The sequence below is a fragment of the Phaeobacter sp. JH204B genome (genome assembly GCF_048055755.1).
Taxonomy (GTDB): Bacteria; Pseudomonadota; Alphaproteobacteria; order Rhodobacterales; family Rhodobacteraceae; genus Phaeobacter; species Phaeobacter bryozoorum.
In genome coordinates this window covers 72,485-90,426 of record NZ_JAYMXF010000003.1, presented here as the reverse complement: position 1 = coordinate 90,426, position 17,942 = coordinate 72,485, and the positions used below count along the sequence as shown (strand labels likewise).

Here is a 17,942-nt window from a genome sequence, read left to right as displayed (position 1 = left end):
CTACGGCGATCAAAACCCTTTTGAAACATGTCCGTATTGCCTAAGACCAACGCATGAAATCATGCCAAGGCGGCTGGGGTCTCCTCACCGCTTAGCCGCCAGCATTCCGCCAGTTCTCCTGTAACATCGCCAGACCGCTTACCCCGCCGGGATCCCTCTTCGGTGGCGCTGTCTGGCATCGCTGCGGAAGCGCTGTAAGAGATGCACCCAATTCCATACCGCCCCATGCGGGCGGCGGGGCCGGTCCGATGATGGTTTATCAGACAGGCCTGTTCCCCGACCCGCTGTCGGTCCCACCGACCGATCCCCACCCGGATGCCGCCGCGGAGGCGGCGCTGGCGGCCAGCCTTCAGGCGCTGCTCAACGGCTTTCTGCGCGAATGCCCCGAGCTGCCCGGCGACCACAGGTCATCGGCCCCGGATCGCGCGCCCCGGATCGACATTGCGCTGGCGCATATCCCCGCCGTGCTGCGGCTTGGCCTGCGCTATACCTCCCGGACCGGCCCGCTGAAATTCGGCGCCGCGCAGCTGCGGTTTTGCGGCGAAACCTATTGGCAGCCGGCGCCACCGGTCCAGACCATCAGCCTGATCGCGCAGGAGTGTTTTCACCGCTCCGGCGCAACGGATCCGGCCAGACTGGCAGAGTTCCTGCGCGCCATTTTCAACAGCAACGCCGAGATCGAAGCCGCGCTGCGGCGCACCGCGCCGAGCCCCAGCCCGCACCAGTTCCGGCAGGCGGAACAATCGCTGGTCTTTGGTCACTGGCTGCATCCCACACCCAAAAGCCGCGACGGCCTGACCGATTGGCAGCAGCGGGCCTATGCACCTGAATATGCAGGAGAGTTCCAGCTACACCTATTTGCCGCCCGGACCGAGATCACCCGCCAGGACAGCGCCGCCGCGCCGCTGCCGCAGATCCTGCGCGATATTGGGGGCCTGACCGATGGCCTCTGCCTGCACCCGGGCGAGCAGCTGATCCCGGCCCATCCGCTTCAGGCGCAGGCGCTGCTGCTCGATCCCGCCGTTCAGGCCCTGCTGGCCAGCGGTCAGCTGCGCGATCTGGGGTCTGCCGGTCCGGCTTTCACCCCGACGTCGTCCCTGCGGACGGTCTTTGCCGCCGAGTGCCCCTGGATGCTCAAATTCTCGGTGCCGGTGCGGCTGACCAATTCGCTGCGCGTGACCCTTGCCAGTGAATTGCAGCAGGGGGTTGCGATGGCGCGGCTGCTGCGGCGTCTGAACATCGCAACCAGCCTGCCAAAGTTTCAGATCATCGACGATCCGGCCTATCTGACCCTGACCCTGCCGGAGCGCCGCGAAAGCGGTTTCGAGGTGATTTTCCGCAAGAACCCCTTTGCAGGTGAGGCGGGCGCCGGCATCTTCCCCCTCGCCGCGCTTACGGCCGATCCGCGACCGGGGTGTGCCTCGCTGCTGGCCACGCAGATCGCCGATCTCGCCGCGCGCCAGCGCAGCACCCGAAGACAGGCGGCGACGCGCTGGTTCGGCGCCTATCTCGACTGTATGCTCACCCCGGTTCTGACGCTCTATGACCGGCACGGCATCGCCCTTGAGGCGCATCAGCAGAACGCCTTGCTGGATCTGTCCGAGGGGCTGCCCCGGCAGGGCTTCTACCGCGACAATCAGGGCTATTTCATCACCGATGATGCCTTTGCCCCACTGCGCCAGATCGAGCCCAGCCTCGCCGATGTGCCTGCGCTGGTGTTCAGCCGCACCCATATCAACGCCCGCCTGACCTACTACCTTGTGGTCAACCAGATCTTTGCGGTGATCTGGCGCATGGGCTGCGACGGGCTGCTTAGCGAAGACGCGCTGCTGCAACAGCTGCGCGATGAGTTGCACCGCCTGCGGCCGCGCTTTACCGGACCCGCGCGCGCGCTGGTGGAGCAGCTGCTCTATGCGCCACGGCTGGCGACCAAGGCCAATCTGCTGACCCGCCTGCACGATCTGGATGAATTGCAGACCGACACTCAGGAAGGGCTGTTTGTCGATATCCCCAATCCGATTGCCGCCCCGCAACGCCAGACCAGAGAGGTGATGCAAGATGCCTGTCTATGACCTCGCATGCCCATTGGGCAAAGCACAGCCCCACCCGCAAACCCGGCAGACCCGCGGCGCGCTGCGGGTGCTGCGCCAGCTATGCGAAGCGCTGCTGAGCGAAGGCTGCGCCCAAGACATCACCTGGCACGATCGCGGATTGCGCTGGCAGCTCGGCAACCGGTCGTTCCGCGCCAGCGGGCGCTGTGGCGCCTTTGGCCGTTATCGGCTGGATGCCGGCAGCATCGAGATGGCACAGGAGCACGGCTGGCAGCCCGCCGCGCTGGAGGACGTGCTCTCGGCGCTCACGGCCCCGGCGGCGGCACTGGCCGCGCTGCGCGTCGACCTTGACCGCACCGCCCATCTGGATGATCTCAACCACCGGCAGATCCCCCGCCCGCCCCGGCGGCACCAGCTGGGCATCGCCGATATGGAGCGCGCCATCCACGAAGGCCACCCCTACCACCCCTGTTACAAGGCGCGCAGCGGTTTTAGCGACCGCGATCATCTCCGCTACGGGCCTGAGGCAGGGCAGAGTTTTCGCCTGATCGGGCTGCTGTTGCACCCCGCGCTGGTCCAACAGCGCCTGCCCGATGCGGATTTCTGGCCCCGCGAGCTGGGACCGGCGGAATGGGAGCGCATCCGCAGCCTCGCCGCCATGCGCAGCGCCGAGGGCTTTGCCCTGCTGCCGGTCCACCCCTGGCAATGGAACCAGCTGGCACAGGATCCGCTGGTGCAGGCCTGGCACGCTGCAGGCCAGCTGATCCCCCTCGGCGAGATCGGCGACCGCTACAGGGCGACCCAATCGGTGCGCACGCTGACGAACGCCGACCAGCCGCAGCGCGCCCATGTCAAAACCGCAATGACCATGCGCAACACCTCGTCCCTGCGCACATTGATCCCCGAAACCGTCACCATCGCGCCGCTGATATCGGACTGGCTTGCCGCGGTGATCGCCAGTGACCCGCTGTTGCAGGATCGCTATCCGCTGACCCTGCTGCCGGAATATGCCGGCATCATCGCCGGGCGCGGCACCGCGCTGGAGGGGCATCTGGCCGCGATCTGGCGGCAAAGCCCGGCCTCGCTCGGTATGGCGGACAATCAGATGATGCCGTTCAACGCGCTGGCCCTGACAGAAGAGGACGGCAAGCCGCTGATCGCCCCCTGGATTGCCGCCCACGGGCGCGACCGCTGGCTGGCGCAGCTGATTGAAACGGCGGTACTGCCGGTCTGGCACCTGATGGTGGCCCATGGCATCGGGCTGGAAGCCCATGGGCAGAACCTCATCCTTCAGCATGACAACGGCTGGCCGACCGGCCTCATTGCCCGCGATTTCCACGATGGTGTCGAATATGTCGACACCCTGCTGTCCCAGCCCGCGCTATGCCCCGATCTGGCGGCGATTGACCCGGCCTTTGCCAGCGCAGAGCCGGATCAGTTCCACGCGCTCTCCTGTGCTGACGGGCTGCGCGAATTGGTGATGGACACGCTCTTTGTCTTCAACCTCGCGGATCTGTCGGACCTCCTGCAACGCCATTTCGACCTGCCGGAGACCCGGTTCTGGCATCGCCTGCGCGACCGGCTGGACCGCTACGCCGCCGATCACGGGCAGCAACAGCGCATGGCGGCCTTCGCTCCCTTTGCGCGCCAGATCCACGCCGAAAGCCTGATCACCCGCAAAATCGACCCCGACCGACGCGGCAGCTACCGCCATCTCATCGACAACCCTCTGGCCACTGCAAAGGACAGCTGACCCATGTTTGTGTTGAACGACACCCTTTCTGATCCAACCGCGCTGCACCCAAGACTGCAACAGGCGCTTGGCAATGATCTGCACCACCGCTACGCCCTGCGGATGCGCGACACCGGCCTCGGCCTTGCAACCCTGCTCTACCTAAAGGACCACAAGGCCGGCGTTTTCCCAATCCACGCCGATATCCCGGCGGAAGCCGCGAAACAGATGGCGACCAAGGCCGGATGCGACTGGTTTCTGGAGGATGATCTTGTCCCGCAACCGCTGCCCCGGCAGCCCGGTCAGACCGCCAGCGCGCGCCCCGGCGCAGGCGTTCTGGTGCAGATGAGCTCCGGCACCACCGGCGCGGCCAAAGTGATCACCCGCAGCTGGGACAGCATCGCAACCGAGATCCGCACCTATGCCGCCTTCTTTGACCGCGCGGCCGGGATGACGCCGGTGATCGCCTGCCCGGTGACCCATTCCTACGGGTTGATACCGGGGGTTCTGGTGGCGCTGCATCGTGGCCATGTGCCGGTGATCATTGATGCGGTGAACCCGAAATACATTCTGCGCCGCCTGCGCGAGCTGCCTGACCCGGTGCTTTATACCTCGCCTGCGATGCTGCACACGCTGGCGAGGCTCCTGCCCCCGGACGAGACACTGAACGCCGCCGTCACCTCCGGGACCGTGCTGCCCGATCCATGGTTCCACACCATTCGCGCCCGCACCCGGCATCTGTTCCAGCAATATGGCTGTTCCGAAGTGGGCTGTATCGCCATCAATCAGGACCTGCGGGCGCCCTGCGATGTCGGCCGACCACTGCCGCATCTCGACCTGCAGGCAGGCGCGCCCGGCACGCCCGGCCCGGTCCGCGTGCAGCTGACGACAGGGGAACCGGCCACCACGGATGCCGCCGCGACCACCTGGGTCGAAACCGGCGATCTGGGCTATCTCACCGCCGATGGCGGGCTGGTGTTTACCGCCCGTGCGGACGATATGATCAATGTGGCCGGGCTGAACGTCTATCCGCAGGACGTCGAACGCGCGGTGATGAGCCTGCCCGATGTGCAGGATGCCGTCGCCTTTCGCCTGCCCGACCCGCAGGCCGGTTCGCGGGTGGGGCTGCTGTTTGTCGGCCCGGATCTCAGCGAGGATCAGCTGCGCGCGCACTGCGCCGATCTGCTGGCCGACTACCAGAGACCGACCTTCCTGCGCCGCCTCCCCGCCCTGCCGCGTCAGGCCAATGGCAAGATCAGCCGCCGCGACATCGCCAACAGATACGCATCCGGCACCGATCACACAGCCGATCAGCAGGTGCCCGCATGACCTTCGACAGCGTGCTGCACGCAATGCAGCAGACCCTCGCCGGACCGCTGGCCAATCCGCATATGGCGCAGTTCCGCCCCGAGGCGGTGCTGAACGATGATCTGCATATCGACTCCGTGGTGCTGATCAACCTGCTGGTGCATCTGGAAACCGACCACGGCGTGGCCATCCCCGAGCGTGACTTCCGCAAGGAGGATTTCGTCACCGTCGCCGATCTGATCCATGTGCTTCTGCCCGACCCGCCGACCTCTCCCAGCGCAGAACCCGAGACCGCGCCCGCCAATCAGGACCCGAGCGAGATCACCGTGCATTGCTTTGTCAGCTGTCTCTGTGCGGCGATCCGGCGGCATGAGGGGCTGGATTTCCGACCCTTCTATTTTGGCACCTGGGACAGCGATTTTGCCATCACCGCCCATCAGCATCTGGCCTATCACAGCGCCGAGATGACGCAGGATCAATATATCCGCTGGGTCGAACGACTGTATGGCATCCACGTCAGCCAGTGGCACGATCCCGCCCTGTCGAAATCCGACAACCTGACCCGCTTTGAAAAACTGCTCCACAACCCGGCCACCGACCGCCAGCTGGTTGTCATGCTCGACATGTTCCACCTGCCGGAGCGGGACACCAAATACAATCAGGACCCGTTTCCGCATTTCGTCATTGTCGAGCCGACCGCCGACCCCGAGGTCTGGCATATGAACGACCCGGATTATCGCTGGCGCGGAGATCTGCCGCGCGCCGCCATCCTCAATGCCATGGCACAGCCCAGCGTGGCGGGCGGCTATATCCTCGACAGCACACGCGTCCGCGCGCCCGAGCCTCAGGACCTTGTGGCCTATTTCGACGCGACCTTCCGCCCGGACGCCAACCCGCTGACGGACGCCCTGCGCGGCATTATCGCGCATCACTGCCGTCCCGACAGGCCTCTGGCACTGCCGGAGCTGGAGATCGCCCTGCGCGAACTTCCGGTGCTATCCCTGCGCAAATACGCCTATGAACACGCCTTTGCCTTCTTCTGGCGCGCGCTGGACACCAGCTTTGCCGCGTTCGACGCCAATTGCGATCAGGTCGAGGCGCTCTGCGAAGGGTTCCGCAGCCTGCATTTCCTTGCCGCGAAAATCGCCCATACCAGAGACCGCACACTGGTGCCGGATCTGATCGCCGCGCTGGACGCATTGGACCGGTTGGAGTTTGCCATCAAGGAGGCACTTCACACCGAATTCCAGATCTGGTGCCAGTCACAGATACCAGCGGCGCCCGCATCTGCCACGGCGAGGACGGGGGAGCCGGCATGAAGATCTCGCTCTGCACGATTTCCTTTCGCCATCAGCTGATTGATCTGAAGGACATTGCCTTCTGGGCGCGGGATACCGGGTTTCAGGGGATTGAGCTTTGGGGTGTTCATGCCCGCAATCAGTCACCGCTGGCGATCCACAACGCCCAGTGGATGGCCGCGCAGGGGCTGTCGATCCCGATGATCAGCGACTACCTGCCCCTACAGGACCATCAGGAGCTGACCCGTCGAACCCGCGCCCTCTGTGCACTGGCGCAGGGCTGGGGCGCGGACAAGATCCGCACCTTTGCCGGGATGCAGGCCAGCGCCACGGTCCCGGCGGCGGACCGCGACCAGACCACCCGCGCCCTGCGCCACGCCTGCGATATCGCCGCCGATCACGGGCTGCGCCTGCTGGTGGAAACCCATCCCGGCACGCTGGCCGATACGCTCGCCTCAACCGTGGCGCTGATCGACGCCACCGACCACGATGCGCTGGCCATCAATTTCGACGCGCTCCACGTCTGGGAAGGCGGGGATGATCCGGTGACGGCGCGCCGGACCCTGCTGTCCAGAATTGCGCATTATCACCTGAAGAACATCTCCGACCGCACCCGCCTGCCGGTCTTTGCCCCGGCGAATGTCTACAGCGCCGCCGGCTGTCGCGCGGGCATGGTGCCGCTGATGCAGGGCGCCTATGACTACCGCGCCCTGCTGCGCGAAATGCAGCGGGACGGCGATTGCGAGGCCTCGCTGGAATGGTTCGGGGACGCCGTGTTTCAGACGCTTGCGGGTGACATCGCCGAGATCCGGGCGCTTGCCGCCGATGATCTGACCCCGACCCGACAAAAAACGCGCTCGGTCGGCTGAGCCAGCGCGGCAGAGAACGGCACGGATCAGACCTCGCGCCGTTCTCTGCCTGCCGTCAGCAATCCGCCGACGCGCAGGGGCTGCCCACCTGCCGCGACCACAGCATCGCATAGGTGCCCCCCAGCGCCAGCAGCGCGGCATGGCTGCCATCTTCGGTGATGCGGCCCTGATCCATGACGACAATCCGGTCCATCTGCGCAATCGTGGACAGGCGATGCGCAATGGCGATCACCGTCTTGCCCTGCATCACATCCCGCAATGTCTCCTCGATCTCCGCCTCCACCGCGCTGTCCAGCGCCGAGGTTGCCTCGTCCAGGATCAGGATCGGCGCATTCTTCAGCACCACCCGCGCAATCGCAATCCGCTGCCGCTGCCCGCCGGACAGGGCCACTCCGCGCTCGCCCACATGGGCGTCATAGCCGGTCCGCCCGGCCTGATCGCGCAGCCCCAGAATGAAGTCATGGGCACGGGCGCGTTTGGCGGCCATCACCATCTCCGCCTCGCTGGCGCCGGGATTGCCATATAGGATATTGGCCCGCACCGAGCGATGCACCAGCGCGGTTGTCTGCGTCACCACGCCAATCTGCGCGCGCAGGCTGTCCTGTGTCACGCTGTCGATCGGCTGGCCGTCGATCAGAATGCGCCCCCGGTCCGGGTCATCAAACCGCAACAGCAGCGACACCAGCGTCGACTTGCCCGCGCCGGACGGCCCGGCAATGCCGATCCGCTGCCCGGCCCCGATCGTCAGATCAAGCCCCGCCACACCCCCGCTGCCATCCTCCGATGCCTTGCCATAGCTGTGATGCAGCCCCTCCACGCGGATCTCCGCCCGCGTGACCTTCAGGGCCGGCGCCGCCGCTGCATCGACCACCGCATGTGGCGTTGCCAGCGACCGCAGCCCCTCGCGGATGATGCCCATGTTTTCAAACAGGCGGATCGTCACCCAGAGGATCCAGCCGCTCATGCCGTTCAGCCGGATGGTCAGTGCCGCGACGGCGGCCACCTCTCCAACGCTGACCTGACCCACCGTCCACAGCCAGATCGCCGGAGCCACCACGATCAGGATCAACACGCCGTTGATGGCAATGCTGCCAAAGGCCAGCGTGGTCATCATCCGCATGAACCGCTGGTAACGCGTCCGCAGCCGCCGCAGCGCCGACAGCGCATAACCCAGCTCCTGCCCGCCCTGCGCAAACAGCTTGACGGTTTCGATATTGCCATAGGCATCGACAATCCGCCCCGTCGCCCCGGAGCGCGCATCGGACCATTTCTCCGCCGTCGCTGCGACACGGCGGGCGACATGGCGCACGTAGACGCCGTAAATCAGCACCCAGATCAGCAGCGGCACCGCCAGCCGCCCGTCGATCTGCGACAGCACCACCACCGCGCCCAGCATATAGGTCACCGCGAACAGCACCGCCTCGAACATCATATGCACGCTGTCCTGCACCGCCGGTCCCATCTGCATCACCCGATTGCTGAGCCGCCCGGCGAAATCATGCTGAAAAAAGCCGACCGATTGCCCCAGAAGATGCTGATGCGCCTGCCAGCGGACCTGTTCCTGCAGGTTGGAGGACAGGGTCTGCTCCAGCAGCAGGTGGTTCAGCCCGACCAACGTCGGACGCAGCAGCAGCACACAGACCAGCGCGAGGATCATCTCACCGCCGTGATCGGCCCAGAACGCCGCAGCGCCACTCTCGGTCATCAGATCCACCAGCCGCCCGGCATAGAAGATCAGCCCGCTTTCCATCAGCGCGGTCAGCACGCCAGTGACCAGCATCAGCGGCAGCCATCTGCGATAGGGCGCCAGCTGCTGCCACAGATACGGCCAGAGACCGGCACGCGGCGCCGCCCTCTGCGAGGCCGCAAACGGATCGACAAGGTTTTCAAAAGCCCGGAACATAGCGCCCCTCTCAAGGATGAATTGAAATTCGCCTGAGATGTGGGTCGCCTGTCTTTCGCATCAGCAGGACAGCAGCGTGACGGTCCGTGACCCGCTGCTTCCCGCGCCTGACGCGACATCTGCCTGCACCGTAGCCGGGCCGTTCTACTGCCGCCGGATGGGTTTGTCAGCCGGATAATCCACCATGCGCCAAGTCCTGCAATCTGGCTTGCGCACCATTTTGCGGCCCGCCGCGCACCATGGCTGGCAGCGGTGAATTCACCTTGCGCTGCGCCCCGGAATCTCTATCCTGCAAAGCTGACAGAAAAACTAAGGATTAAGCCCAATGATTACGGATACAGGCCATTTCGACACCCCCAACGCCTCCAAATACCTGCAACAGCTGTGCAAGCATTTTGCCCATAAGGTCGCCGTCACCCATGATGACAGCCGGGGCACCGTGGCTCTGGGCATGGGACCTGCAACGCTGACCGCCAGCGCCGACCGGCTCCTGGCCGAGGTCACCGCCCCCACTGCCGAAGAGCTGGATCACGCCCGCCAGATCATCGACAACCACCTGAAGCGCTTTGCCTTTCGCGAAGAATTTGAGGCGATGACCTGGGCCTCCGCAACGGCTCCTGCCTGACCGGAGGTCAGACACACAACCTGACCAGAGGTCAGACATATAAACCTGACCAGAGGTCAGAACCGGATCGCATAGGCGGTGGAGCGGCCGCCCGCCTCCATCCGCGTGACCACACCGGCCTCCTCCATCGCGCGCAGATCCCGCGTCGCGGTGGCCGGAGAGGTCTTGGTGATCTTGCGGTAGGATTTGGCGCTCAGCCCCACCGCCAGCCGCTCCGGCCCCTGCTCAAACAGCAGACGCAGCGCATGGCTCTGGCGATCATTCAACACCGGTCCGTAGCGCAGAAAGAACTGGTTGCGGCGCAGAATAAACCCCGCCTCATCGCGGGCCGAAGCCGCCGCCCGTGTCAGCGTGCGCAGAAACCAGAGCACGAATTCGCTGGCGTCAATCATGCCAGTTGCGCCCTCTTTGCGCCCTGCCTGCAGGGCGGCATAATAGGCTTTCTTGTCCCGTTCCACCTGTCGCGACAGCGAAAACGGCAACGCGCGGTTGCGGGCAAACACATGTTCGATCAGGGCGCGCCCAATGCGGCCATTGCCATCAGACAGTGGGTGAATGGATTCAAACCACAGATGCGCCAGCGCCGCCTTCACCGCAACTGGCATTCCCTGATCGACATTCACCCAGTCGAGAAACTGCGCCATCTCAGCCTCCAGCCGATCCGGCGGCGGCGCCTTATAGAGCACATCCCCCGGACCCGCCGTCGCGGAGCGCACGATCTCCATCTCAAAGCGTCGCCAGCGGCCGAGGTCCTCCACCTCCATGCCGGTGAACAGCAACCGGTGCCAAGTCAGGATCTGCGCGCTGTCCAGCGGCTGATCGGCCCGGCGCGCCGCCAGCATCAGCTCCGCCACCGCATCCGAGCGCCGCGAGATCGCCGCCCTGTCGCGATGGCGCAGCGAAGCCACAACCGAGGCTTCGATCTCGCTGGCATCCAGTGCCACGCCTTCGATTCCAAAGGAGGCCATCGCCTCCTGCACGATCTGGCGCAGCAGCATCTCCTCGCGCTCCTGCGGGGTCAGCCCGTGGACAAGCCCCGTCACCTCGCCCACCGCCTCGGCGGCGCGGGCCAGTTCGGGTTCGATATGTGCCGGATCATAGCCAAAGCGCGGCCAGGACGGAGACTGCCAGATATGCGGCATGATGTGATAAGCACCCTTAATCGGATCAAAATTTGACTTATTATGATCTGAATAGCGGCGCTAATCAAGTCACCGCCCGCCCGCCCTCTGGCTGACGCGGGTCAAATGGCGCCGCCGACGACCGTGGCCTTACCCCCCGGCAAGCGATGCCACGGCCCCGGCAGCAGCGAGGATCGCTCAATTCGGCCTCACCCTGCGCCTCCCCCGGCCAATACGACATGCGGTAATGCGACGTTCGGCCAGGCCCATCAGGCTATGCTGTCTTCGCCGCCCCGCATCGGCCTCACACCGGATCCGCGGCGGTCAAAAACACTCAGATGCCCCGCACTCACAACAGGCCACCAGCGCCGGACCACAGCCATGCCCAACATATCCGAGGAGAGACATGGCCGTATCCCCGGCGCCTCGGCCACGCTAGCAATGCGGCACCGCAGGTGTTATCCCTTAACATTAGGGGGTATCGTCGTGGATTGGACTGATATCGACAGTCTGGAACGCTGCACCAGCATCGCCGAGCTTTGGGCGCAGAGCTTGCAGGTCTTTGCTGCGATGGGATTTGACTACGCCATCTACCTGACCGTGGACGGCGACCGCAGTCATCCACATATCCAGACCAACTTGCCCGATATCTACCAGCAACTGCCCAGCCATCGGGATCCGTTTCTGGATCACTGCTGCAACAGCTACGAACCACAGTTCACCGGGGCGGAGTTTCTGGCCGATCACCCCTATCTGGCCGCTGCGGAAACCGCCTTCATCCGCGACGCCTCGGTCAAGAGCGGATTTCGCGCCGGCATTGCCATCCCGGTTCGGCTGCAAGGTTCCGACCGGTTCGGCGGTTTCAACATCGGCACCAGTCTGACGCGGGCCGATTTTCTCGCCCATGTCGCGGGCAAGACCGACAGCCTGCGCTTTCTCTGCATGATCATCCATCGCCGCATGGAGGAGCTGCGACAGCCCGCGGCGGCGGCCCCGGAACAGCCCCCCGCCGACGCCCCGGCAGAGGCCGCGTTCAACCGGTCCCTGATCGCCCCACAATCGGAGGCGCTGACCCGGCTCAGCCCGCGCGAACGCGAGGTGCTCTATCTGTTCAGCCAGGGGCTGACCACCAAGGAATGCGCGGCAATCTGCAAGATTTCGCCCCATACGGTCTCGGAATACGCCAATTCGATCTACCGTAAACTGAACGTCCGCAACCGGGTCGAGGCGATCGGCGTGCTCGCCAGGATCCGGCCCTCCGCGAGGCCCGGCCCCTAGGGGCAAAAGCCGCCCCTGCCCCCTGTCCGGCGTTCTTCCCTGCTGGAAAGGACAGCCTGACCGCCTGCAGATCTGTCCATCAGCGCTGCCCGCTGCTAAAGGCCAGATAGGGAATTTCAGGATCGGGCGCGTGATGGTGGACGATAAATACCTGCTGGCATTGTCGGCCTTTCACCTCGGCATGGCGCTGTTCTGCACCAATCAGCTGCTGCTGCACCAACGCCATCAGCGCATCTATGTGCCGCTGGCGCTGTTCTTCATCACTCAATCCGTTACCGAAATGCTCGGCATCCTTGATCTGGTGGTCACCGATGACGCCTATGATTATCTTGTCGCGCGCTTCAACAGCCTGCATGTGCCCGCCGTGTTTGCCCAGCCGCTGCTGCTCTGGCTCTACGTGCGCGGTCTCACCTCCGAGGATGACGGCCCCCCGGTCACACAAAGGTTCTGGCACGCGGTGCCCATCCTGCTGGCGATCAGCATGGTGGTGTTGTTCTGGACCATCCCGAAATCCCTGTTCGCCCAGAATGATTTGGAGTTCGCCGACCTCAGCCAGTATATTCAGGCGATCCTGATCTACTTCCAGCTGGTCGAAGTGCTGTTTTACTGCCAGGTCGCCATCTACCTGGTGCTGATCATGCGGATGCTGTCGCGATATCGCACGCGCCTGAAGGATCTGTTTGCCACCACCGAGGACCGCGAACTGACCTGGGTCTGGTGGATCACCACCACGGTCTCCGCCTATCTCCTGCTCAGTGTCGCCGAGATTCTGGCCGACCTCTTTGGTCTTGAGCTGTTCATCCTGTTCAGCGAAGCCTCCGACCTGACCAATGGCCTGTCCAGCCTCGCCATCACCTGGGTGATCGGCGTCTGGGGCGTGCGCCAGCAGCCGGGGCTGATGCCGAAACCGCGCGGCGACACGCAGCCGCCCGCCGAGCGGGAACTGGCCGCCGCAAAATACGAACGCTCCGCGCTCACCGACGATCACGCGGCCCGTATCGCGGCCAAGATCGAACGCGCCATGACCAAGGATATGCTCTACCGCGATCCCAACCTGTCGCTCTGGGATCTGGCCAAACATATCAGCGTCACCTCCAACTACGTCTCGCAGACGCTGAATATGACGCTTCAGTCGAATTTCTTTGATTACGTCAACAAATGGCGCATTCAGGATGCGGTGAAACAGCTGCATGACAGCGATGAGACCATTCTGGTGATCGCCCATGATGTCGGGTTCAATTCGCGTTCGTCCTTTTACAACGCCTTCAAGCGCGAGATGAACACCACCCCCTCTGCGCTGCGTGCCGCCCGCGGCAGCGCCGCCCCATCGACCTGACGCCGACGACGGGGCAGCAGCTGGCCGGTGGCCTGCCGCTGCCGCTCTCAGCCACCCGTCGCCCGCTGACCCCGCCAGCTGCGCCCGCGCGCGCCCAGCACCAGCATCGCCGGGGTCACCAGCAGCGTCAGCAGCGTTGCCGCCACCAGCCCGCCCGCGATGGTTGTCGACAGCTCGGTCCACCACTGGCTGGACGGCGCGCCAAACACCATGCTGCCCGCCAGCAGATCCAGCTTCATCCCCAGGACCATCGGCATCAGCCCCAGCACCGTTGTCAGCGCCGTCAGCACCACCGGCCGCAGCCGCAGCGCCCCTGCGCGCAGCGCCGCCTCATGAGGCGACTGCCCGGCCTGCCGCTGCGCATTATAGGTGTCGATCAGCACGATATTGGTGTTGACCACGATGCCCGCCAGCGCAATCACCCCGATGCCGCCCATCACCACACCAAACGGCCGCCCCGCCAGCAGCAGCCCAAGGAGCACCCCGGCGATGGAAAAGACAATCGCCGACATCACCACCGCCGCCTGATAGAAACTGTTGAACTGCGCGATCAGGATCACCGCCATCAGCACAACCGCCGTCACAAAGGCAAGGATCAGGAACCGCATCGCCGCATCCTGCTCCTCTGCCTCGCCCCGGAACTGCCAGCTTACGCCGTCTGGCAGATCGGCGCGGTCCAGCGCCTGACGCAGCCGCGCGATCTGCGCATCGGCCAGCAGCCCCGGCGCCACATTGGCCGAGAGCGTCAGCACCCGCGACTGGTCCCGCCGCTCGATCGCGCCGGAGCGCGGCACCGGTGCAAAGCGGGTGAAATTGGCAATCGGCACCAGCCCCGCGCTGGTCGGAACCTGAAGCTGCCGCAAACGGTCAAAGCTGCGATCCGCCGCCGGAAAACGCACCCGCACATCCACCGACTCCGCCACGTCATCGGGCCGGAATGTGGTCACGGTCACGCCATGGGTCAGCAATTGCACCGCCTGCCCCACAAGGTTGAGATCCGCGCCATAGCGCGCGGCCTCGGCGCGGTCGATCTCGATGCGCCATTCCACCCCCGGCAGGGCGCGGCTGTCGGCGACATCGGTGAACCCGCCAATCCCGCCCATGATCTCGCGGATCCGGGCCACCGCCGCCTCGGCCGCGGAGGGGTCGCGGGCGGTGACATGCAGATCCAGCGGCTTGGCCGCGCTTGGCCCGTCATCCTCGGTTTCCACCCGCACCTCGACCCCCGGCAGATCCGCTACCTCGGCACGGATCCCGGCGCCAATCTCCGCTGCGGGCGGGCGCTGGTCCCAGGGATCCAGCTCCAGCTGAATGGTGCCGATAAGGTCCAGATCATCACCCCCGCCAAGCGAGGCCACCGCATAGACGCTGGCAATCCCATCGCGGCGCAGCAGCTGATCCTCCACCACCCGCACCAGCGCATCGCGTTCATGGATCGAAAAATTGTCCCGTGCGCGCAGCTGAACCTGCATGAATTCAGGCTCTATCTTGGGGAAAAAGCTCAGCCCCGCGCCGAATGTCCCATATAGGCCAAAGGTCGCGATCAACAGCGCAAGACTCAGCAGAACGGTGGTGCCCGGAAACAGCAGTGCGCGCGTCAGCATCCGCGCATATAGCCCCGCCGTCCCACGGCCAAGGCGCGGATCACCATATTCCGCCGCATGCAACGCCAGTTTCGCCGCCGCCGTCTGCGGCGACCGCCGCGCGATCACGCCCCCCAGAACCGGGATGAACACCAGCGCCATCAGCAGCGATGCCGCCAGAGTCACGATGACGGTGATCGGCAGGAATTTCATGAACTCACCGGTGGTGCCGGTCCAGAACAGCAGCGGCACAAACACGCTCAGCGTGGTCGCGGTCGAGGAGATCAGCGGCCCCGCCATCCGCCCCGCCGCCGCGCGATAGGCCTGCGCCGGGGTCGCGCCCTCCTGCAAATGGCGATCCGCCAGTTCAGTGGTGACAATGGCGCCGTCCACCAGCATTCCGACCACCAGGATCAGCGAGAACAGCACAACGATGTTCATCGTGATCCCCATCGCCCAGAGCAGCGCCACACCAGCCAGGAACGCCCCCGGTATCGACAGGCCAACCAGCAGCGCCGCGCGCAGCCCCAGCGCATAGATCACCACCAGCATCACCAGCACGATGGCCGCCACCACATTGGCCTCCAGATCGCCCAGCATGGTCTCCACCTCGCGGCTCTCATCCAGCAGATAGTCGATCTTGACGCTCTGCGGCCACTCCTGCCGCGCCGCTGCAATCACCGCCTTTGCCGCAGCCACCGTCTCGATGATATTGGCGCCGCTGCGTTTGGTGATATCCAGCGTCAGCGCCGGCTGGCCGTTGATCCGGGCAAAGCTGCGCGGATCCTCGAACCGCCGCCGCACCACCGCGATATCGCCAAGGGTCACCACCGCACCGCCCTGCACCTTGACCGGCATCTGCATCAGATCCTGCGCCCCATCGACCAGCCCCGGCACCTTCAGCACAAACCGCCCGGCGGCACCGTCGATGGTCCCGGCGGCAATCATCGCATTGTTGCGGTTGATCTGTCCCACCAGCGCCTCGAAGGACAGCCCATAGGTGGCAAAGGCAACCGGGTCGATCAGCACCTCCAGCAGATCCGAACGACCGCCGCCGATATCGACCTCCAAAATGCCCGAAACCGCCTCCAGCCGTGCCTTCAGCTCGCGCGCCATCCGGTTCAGGCTGCGCTCCGGCACCGGCCCGGACAGCACCGTGGTCAGCACCGGAAACAGTGCCGTGTTGATCTCGATCACAACCGGTTCGGTGGCGGCCTCCGGCAGGTCCGGGCGGGCCTGATCCACCGCCACCCGCACCCGGTCCAGCGCCTCTGCCACATCAGCACCTGCCTCGAATTCCAGCGTCACGCTGGCATAGCCCTCATAGGCGTGACCCTTCATCTCCTTCAGATCCGCCAGCCCGCTCAGCGCGGTTTCCAGCGGCTTGACCAGCAGCCGCTCACTGTCACCCGGCGATATCCCCGACAGGCTGGTGCTGACATAGACAAAGGGGATCGGAATGTCGGGATTGCTCTCCTTGGGGATGCTGACATAGGCATAGGCCCCGGCGCAGAGCAGCGCCGCAAAGATCAGGATCACCGCGCGGCTGCGGGAAAAGATCACCGCCAATATGCCGTTCACGACGGATCCGCCGCGCCGTTGCCATCGCCACCGGGCCGCACCCGTTCGCCTGCGCTGACAAAACCCTGTCCGACGGTGATCAGCCGCAGCTGATCCGGCAGGCCGCTGACCCAGACACCGGCGCCGTCGCGCGCTGACTGGACGATCTCCACCGGGGTAAAGACCACACGGTCGGTGTCATCGACAGATTTGACGCCCAGCCCCCCCGCCATATCCAGCGAGAGCAGCGCCGGTGACAGGAAATGCGCCTGGACCTGATCCAGCGGCACCTCGATCCGGGCGCTGACCCCGGCCGGGATCGCAGCGCTGCGCTCCGCCGGATTGGCCAGCGTCAGCTCGGCGGTGAAGCTGCGGGTCTCTGCCGCCGCACTCTGCCCCAGAAAACTCAGCCGCCCCTCGGCGCTGCGCCCGTCCAGAAACCGGACCTGCGCGATGGCCCCCTCGGTCAGGGAGCCGCGCTGGTGCTGGGGCACCTGAAACACCACCCGCAGCGGATCCAGCGCCACCACCCGCGCCACCTCGGCCCCCTCCTGCACATAGGCACCGGGGGTGAGGTCCAAGGCTTCGAGATGCCCGGCAAAGGGCGCGGTCAGCTGCGTTTCCGCCAGAGACTGCCGAGCCGCGGCAAGATCCGCCTTGGCCACGGCCAGCGCCTCGCGCGCCTCGCTCAGCCGCTGATCGGTGGTCGATCCCCGCTGATGCAGCGCCGCCGCGCGCGTGTACTCGCGTTCGGCCCGCAATTGCGAGGCCTCCGCCCGCGCCAGCGCCGCCTGCCGGGGACCGGCCTGCAAGGTGGCGAGGATCTGCCCCTGCGCAACCCGTGCGCCCTTCGCCACCGCAACGGTGGCCACATGGCCCGACATCTCCGCCCGCAGGGTGGCGTCCCGGTCAGCCCTGCTATGCCCCTCGGCGTGCAGCAGCCGCGTCACCGGCGCCGCCTGTGACAGCTGCACAGCGACAGAAACAGGCTCTGTCACGGGGGAATTCCCACCATCGGGCGGCGGCAGCGGGGCGGCGGGCCAGAACAGCCCGACCAGCATCCAGACCACCAGCCCCAGATAGATCGCCGCCGCCAGCAGTGGCGGCCATGTCGCCCTGGCATCGCTGACAAACACCAGCTCAACCGGCGCCGCTGGAGCGGCCCCGGTCACGGCAGAGAGCGGCGGCACGGCGGCAGCGGGGCCGGTTGGCGGCGCGGTCTCCCGCCGCGCCTCCCCTGCCCTGCCCCGCGGTTTCGAGTGAAGCGGAAAAGCCATG

Annotated in this window: 12 protein-coding genes; 8 read left to right on the top strand and 4 right to left on the bottom strand. The window is 65.5% G+C overall.

The window, feature by feature from the left end:
• The first annotated feature begins 248 nt into the window (after positions 1-248).
• Genes VXL81_RS01655 through VXL81_RS01635 form a run of 5 tightly spaced genes read left to right on the top strand, consistent with a single transcriptional unit; the run spans position 249 to position 7,258 of the window.
• Positions 249-2,072, top strand: coding sequence for an IucA/IucC family protein (locus VXL81_RS01655; protein WP_416552697.1), 1,824 nt, complete (start codon positions 249-251; stop codon positions 2,070-2,072).
• A complete protein-coding gene (locus VXL81_RS01650; RefSeq protein ID WP_416552695.1) occupies positions 2,059-3,804 on the top strand; it encodes an IucA/IucC family protein in 1,746 nt (581 codons plus the stop codon). The genes VXL81_RS01655 and VXL81_RS01650 overlap by 14 nt, the downstream gene beginning before the upstream one ends.
• Positions 3,805-3,807: 3 nt before the next feature.
• Positions 3,808-5,112 carry an AMP-binding protein gene (locus VXL81_RS01645; RefSeq protein ID WP_416552693.1) on the top strand — a complete coding sequence of 435 codons (1,305 nt, stop codon included), beginning with the start codon at positions 3,808-3,810 and terminating at the stop codon, positions 5,110-5,112.
• Positions 5,109-6,410: a DUF6005 family protein gene (locus VXL81_RS01640; RefSeq protein ID WP_416552691.1), complete on the top strand. Its 1,302-nt coding sequence runs from the start codon at positions 5,109-5,111 to the stop codon at positions 6,408-6,410. The genes VXL81_RS01645 and VXL81_RS01640 overlap by 4 nt, the downstream gene beginning before the upstream one ends.
• Positions 6,407-7,258 carry a sugar phosphate isomerase/epimerase family protein gene (locus VXL81_RS01635; protein WP_416539704.1) on the top strand — a complete coding sequence of 284 codons (852 nt, stop codon included), beginning with the start codon at positions 6,407-6,409 and terminating at the stop codon, positions 7,256-7,258. The genes VXL81_RS01640 and VXL81_RS01635 overlap by 4 nt, the downstream gene beginning before the upstream one ends.
• A gap of 55 nt (positions 7,259-7,313) precedes the next feature.
• Here VXL81_RS01635 and VXL81_RS01630 read toward each other — a convergent pair whose 3' ends face one another.
• A complete protein-coding gene (locus VXL81_RS01630) occupies positions 7,314-9,161 on the bottom strand; it encodes an ABC transporter ATP-binding protein (protein WP_416537896.1) in 1,848 nt (615 codons plus the stop codon).
• Positions 9,162-9,486: 325 nt separating this feature from the next.
• Between VXL81_RS01630 and VXL81_RS01625 the strand changes: the two genes are divergently transcribed.
• The gene (locus VXL81_RS01625; protein ID WP_340547764.1) at positions 9,487-9,786 is read left to right on the top strand and encodes a DUF2218 domain-containing protein; all 300 of its coding nucleotides are present in this window, start codon (positions 9,487-9,489) and stop codon (positions 9,784-9,786) included.
• Between the two features lie 56 nt (positions 9,787-9,842).
• On the opposite strand, the gene VXL81_RS01620 is transcribed toward VXL81_RS01625, so the two are convergent.
• Positions 9,843-10,928, bottom strand: coding sequence for a Fic family protein (locus tag VXL81_RS01620; RefSeq protein ID WP_416552689.1), 1,086 nt, complete (start codon positions 10,926-10,928; stop codon positions 9,843-9,845).
• A gap of 465 nt (positions 10,929-11,393) precedes the next feature.
• Here VXL81_RS01620 and VXL81_RS01615 point away from each other — a divergent pair, with 465 nt between their 5' ends.
• Positions 11,394-12,185: a helix-turn-helix transcriptional regulator gene (locus VXL81_RS01615; RefSeq protein WP_416552687.1), complete on the top strand. Its 792-nt coding sequence runs from the start codon at positions 11,394-11,396 to the stop codon at positions 12,183-12,185.
• A 133-nt stretch (positions 12,186-12,318) separates the two neighbouring features.
• On the top strand, positions 12,319-13,521 hold the full coding sequence (locus VXL81_RS01610) for a helix-turn-helix domain-containing protein (RefSeq protein WP_416552705.1): 1,203 nt from the start codon (positions 12,319-12,321) through the stop codon (positions 13,519-13,521).
• A 47-nt stretch (positions 13,522-13,568) separates the two neighbouring features.
• Here the strand turns inward: VXL81_RS01610 and VXL81_RS01605 are convergent, their stop codons facing one another.
• Positions 13,569-16,685, bottom strand: a complete 3,117-nt coding sequence (locus VXL81_RS01605) for an efflux RND transporter permease subunit (protein ID WP_416552685.1) — start codon at positions 16,683-16,685, stop codon at positions 13,569-13,571.
• Positions 16,682-17,941 carry an efflux RND transporter periplasmic adaptor subunit gene (locus VXL81_RS01600; protein ID WP_416552683.1) on the bottom strand — a complete coding sequence of 420 codons (1,260 nt, stop codon included), beginning with the start codon at positions 17,939-17,941 and terminating at the stop codon, positions 16,682-16,684. Before VXL81_RS01600 ends, VXL81_RS01605 begins: the two co-directional genes overlap by 4 nt.
• Position 17,942 lies beyond the last annotated feature (1 nt).

Excerpts from the sequence above, each read along its gene's own strand:
- VXL81_RS01625 (WP_340547764.1), top strand. The coding sequence starts at position 9,487 with ATGATTACGGATACAGGCCATTTCGACACCCCCAACGCCTCCAAATAC.
- VXL81_RS01640 (WP_416552691.1), top strand. The coding sequence starts at position 5,109 with ATGACCTTCGACAGCGTGCTGCACGCAATGCAGCAGACCCTCGCCGGA.
- VXL81_RS01610 (WP_416552705.1), top strand. The coding sequence starts at position 12,319 with ATGGTGGACGATAAATACCTGCTGGCATTGTCGGCCTTTCACCTCGGC.
- VXL81_RS01650 (WP_416552695.1), top strand. The coding sequence starts at position 2,059 with ATGCCTGTCTATGACCTCGCATGCCCATTGGGCAAAGCACAGCCCCAC.
- VXL81_RS01620 (WP_416552689.1), bottom strand. The coding sequence starts at position 10,928 with ATGCCGCATATCTGGCAGTCTCCGTCCTGGCCGCGCTTTGGCTATGAT.
- VXL81_RS01645 (WP_416552693.1), top strand. The coding sequence starts at position 3,808 with ATGTTTGTGTTGAACGACACCCTTTCTGATCCAACCGCGCTGCACCCA.
- VXL81_RS01635 (WP_416539704.1), top strand. The coding sequence starts at position 6,407 with ATGAAGATCTCGCTCTGCACGATTTCCTTTCGCCATCAGCTGATTGAT.
- VXL81_RS01655 (WP_416552697.1), top strand. The coding sequence starts at position 249 with ATGATGGTTTATCAGACAGGCCTGTTCCCCGACCCGCTGTCGGTCCCA.
- VXL81_RS01630 (WP_416537896.1), bottom strand. The coding sequence starts at position 9,161 with ATGTTCCGGGCTTTTGAAAACCTTGTCGATCCGTTTGCGGCCTCGCAG.
- VXL81_RS01600 (WP_416552683.1), bottom strand. The coding sequence starts at position 17,941 with ATGGCTTTTCCGCTTCACTCGAAACCGCGGGGCAGGGCAGGGGAGGCG.